Raw genomic sequence first — 3,292 nt, 5'->3', positions numbered from 1 at the left:
TAGATAAAGTTTTGGCCAGTTATAGTATTGCGCCAGAAAATATCCGATTTACCGTCTGCATCATAATCGCCCTGACCGGCCATCAACCAACCATCGTCTTGCACCACATTGATAGGACGCGCTTCTTTAGTCTGTGTTCCGTTCATCGCCCATAGAAAGTTCCAGCCTCTGGCTTCACTTCGCCACAACAAATCGGATTTACCGTCGCCGTCTACGTCGTTTTTGGCCACATAATTCACTTCACTAGAGCGACTTGGATCAAGCGGGTATGCATCGTCAACGTCTAACACGCCATCGTTGTCGTCGTCTAAATCCGCGTTCATCCCTAAAAACAAACAATCGTTGTCACATTCGTCAGGGGCTCCATCATTATCGGTGTCTAGAAGTTCACCAATTGAAATAAGAGGATAAGCGTCTGACTCATCTTCAATACCATCATTGTCATCATCCCAGTCAAGAAGATCAAAGATGCCATCGATATCGGTGTCTATAGCTTCACCAACGTACCCCCCAAACCAATTATTCTGATTAAAGGGAATATCTCCATCACGATAATCATCACCTAGTTGGGGAATACCAGCCCATGCCCACAAGTCACATATACTCTCAGTACTTTCAGAAAGACACTCCCCCGTTGATGTAGAAAGGTACGGTGCGATTAAAAAACCTCCCTCAGCACCGAACAAACAATCTCCTCCACCTACACCGTCGATATAAGTAAAGCCTTTTACGCAAACCCACAAATCTACGTTGTTTCCTGATAAGGATATTACCGGTTTATTGGTAGGGTCTGCCGCGCGAATACCGATAGCGTCTGTAATTGAATAATCAATGTCGGCTAATCTCGCGTACACTAAGTCTTCAATAACAACAGTATCACCATCATCCTGCAAAACACCTGCGACAATGCCCAGTAAATTATGATTTTGAGTTCCTCTTACCGACGCATCAAATGTATAACTGAATAGGAAAAGTTGTGTTTGAGGTTCTAATTCAGAAATTTTGATAACATCGTAACTTCCGCCTTGCAACGCCAACCAATAAACATTTGGATTATCCTCTGACGGGTATACTTTTACGCTTACTCCATCAGGATTTCTAATGTCGACGGGAATTGTGTTAATCGCCCTAATTGGAGCAGCTAGACTTAAACTTGAATTATATGCTGTTTCAACAAAGGCCAACTGCCCCATTTGGGTATCAGTAATAAAAGTTAATTTATAGCTAGTAGCAGAGACAATGGTCAGTAAACCGTCAAGATTAGTTAAGGCACCTGTGGATGTTAAAAATGCACTTGCTTCAGTTGCAGAATAGTCGACAGAAAAACTACTGATATTAGTTGTTCCAGTTGAAGCATCCTTTTCCAAAGAAAACGCAGCATTTCCATCTTCTGCAACAAACAAGTCAAGGTCACTTGGGGAACTTAAATACCCTATATAATTAAAAGAATCACTACCATATCGAAACAGTTTATTCCCTAACGCAAACGCATTAGTTTGCTTGAAAAAGACAGGTTTGATAACGCCACTATACCAACTAGATGGAAAAGTCGAAGTAGGTTCAATTTCTCCCCAGTTTAATGATGAAATAAAGTTTAAATTAAGATTAGTGGCATCAATCTTATATAGCGCGATACCATATTGGTTATTTGTATTTTGGCTTCGCTCGAGAGCAACTAAATACTCCCCTGTTGGATCAATTGCAGCGCTATAAATTACATAGCGGTTACCACTATCGCCAAGGCTAACAGTCTTTATCGTAGAAAACGTGTCTTCTAGAATGTTGCGCTCAATAAACTCTACTGCGGTCATATTGGGATCAGCTTGAAGCCTTGCAACTCTGACAAGAAGTCGTTCATTAATGGTTAAATAACTATCTCGACTTGAAGGCGCTCTATCTGAAAAGCTTTGAGTCGCAATACTAATGTCATTACCATTACTCAGCAGATTTATCGCATAAGGGCTGGTTAAATTAGCAGTCGCAAAGCCAATCAAATTATTTTCAGAGACATACAGAGGATTCAAATTTTCTAAACCGATATCGCCAAACGGATACTCAATGATACCGCTTGGTTCAAAACTAATACTATCGAGTGAGTAAAATCTGTCACTATTCCAACCAAACCAAACTATTTTATTACCGTCAGGATTAAACCTCGTCCTAAATGAAAAACCGTCTAGGCTTTCTACACGGTCCTTGAATTCAAATTTATTTGTTAAGGAGTTTAGAGAAAAATTATCCAATATTTGAAGGTAATCAAGCTTATTGGCGAGAACAACTATCTGATCACCAGTGCTATTAATGTCAAGAGACATTGCCCCAGCCGACTCATAACTCGGTGTAGTAACATTGTAATGCCAAGCCAAAGCCCCTTCGTCATCAATTGTGAAAACAGCTAAACTGCCCTCAGAGTAGATATAGAAATGTTCATCTAACGAAGAAGACTTCAATGTTAAATCGCTTAACGAAGAAACTTGTGACCACTGCGTTCTACTAACTTCACTAAGGTAACCCGGTATAGGGTTTCTTTTCAAAACAACAATTTGAGCACCTTGACCACTATAGTCAGAGTAAGCATAGACAAGAAACTGCCCATCATAAGTTAAATCGAAATTATGCTCATAATTGACCCACACATCCCCCATATCATAGATATCGGCAAACTTCATTTCACCGTTTACTGTGTTTAGTTCGTAGATAAGTATTAGGCCTTGTCCCATCTCTCCGTATGGGTTGTGCGAATAAATATGCTTTCCGTCAGGAGAAATGACGAGTGTTTCTGAACTACTGCCCGTATCAATACCAGAACTTGAATCAAATCCAAGAGTTTGTACATGAGTAAGTAAGCCTGTGGTTTCATCAACAGAAAAAGCCACAAGCCCCATAAAAAATTGGCCAGATTTATTTATCTGCCCTGACCAATATAAAAACTTTCCCGATGGGGAAAGCACTAAACCTTCACCAAATCCAGCGATGCTCTCATTTTCGCCGAATTCATCAAAGATTGTAGTATTTGAGGTTGGTTCTGCTGAATCATCTAACTCAACAACAACAATTCCATTTTGGCTAGCAACATACATGTACTGTTGGTTTGGCCCTATTACAAATTCAGAAGGTGACTCGAACACCCCTTCAGAAAGAGAAGAAATTTTTTCATATTCAGTTGCATGCAAATGATAAGATTGGATAAAAAATAATGAACAAAACAAAAATAGTGACCTGGTCAACCTAATACGACCACCTTAGTTAAGCTACTTTCTGTAATTCATTGTTTTGTTGTTCAAAGTCATTT

At 39.8% G+C, this 3,292-nt stretch carries 1 protein-coding gene; it reads right to left on the bottom strand.

Translation table 11 applies throughout. The features are described 5' to 3' along the window. A partial coding sequence (locus tag ABKW31_RS22675) for a beta-propeller fold lactonase family protein (RefSeq protein ID WP_348618994.1) occupies nt 1–3,209 on the bottom strand: 3,209 nt, incomplete at its 3' end. Between the last annotated feature and the right edge of the window lie 83 nt (nt 3,210–3,292).

The sequence above is a fragment of the Paraglaciecola sp. 25GB23A genome (assembly GCF_040012495.1).
In the GTDB taxonomy this organism is placed as follows: Bacteria; Pseudomonadota; Gammaproteobacteria; order Enterobacterales; family Alteromonadaceae; genus Paraglaciecola.
This window is presented reverse-complemented; position numbering and strand designations above follow the sequence as displayed.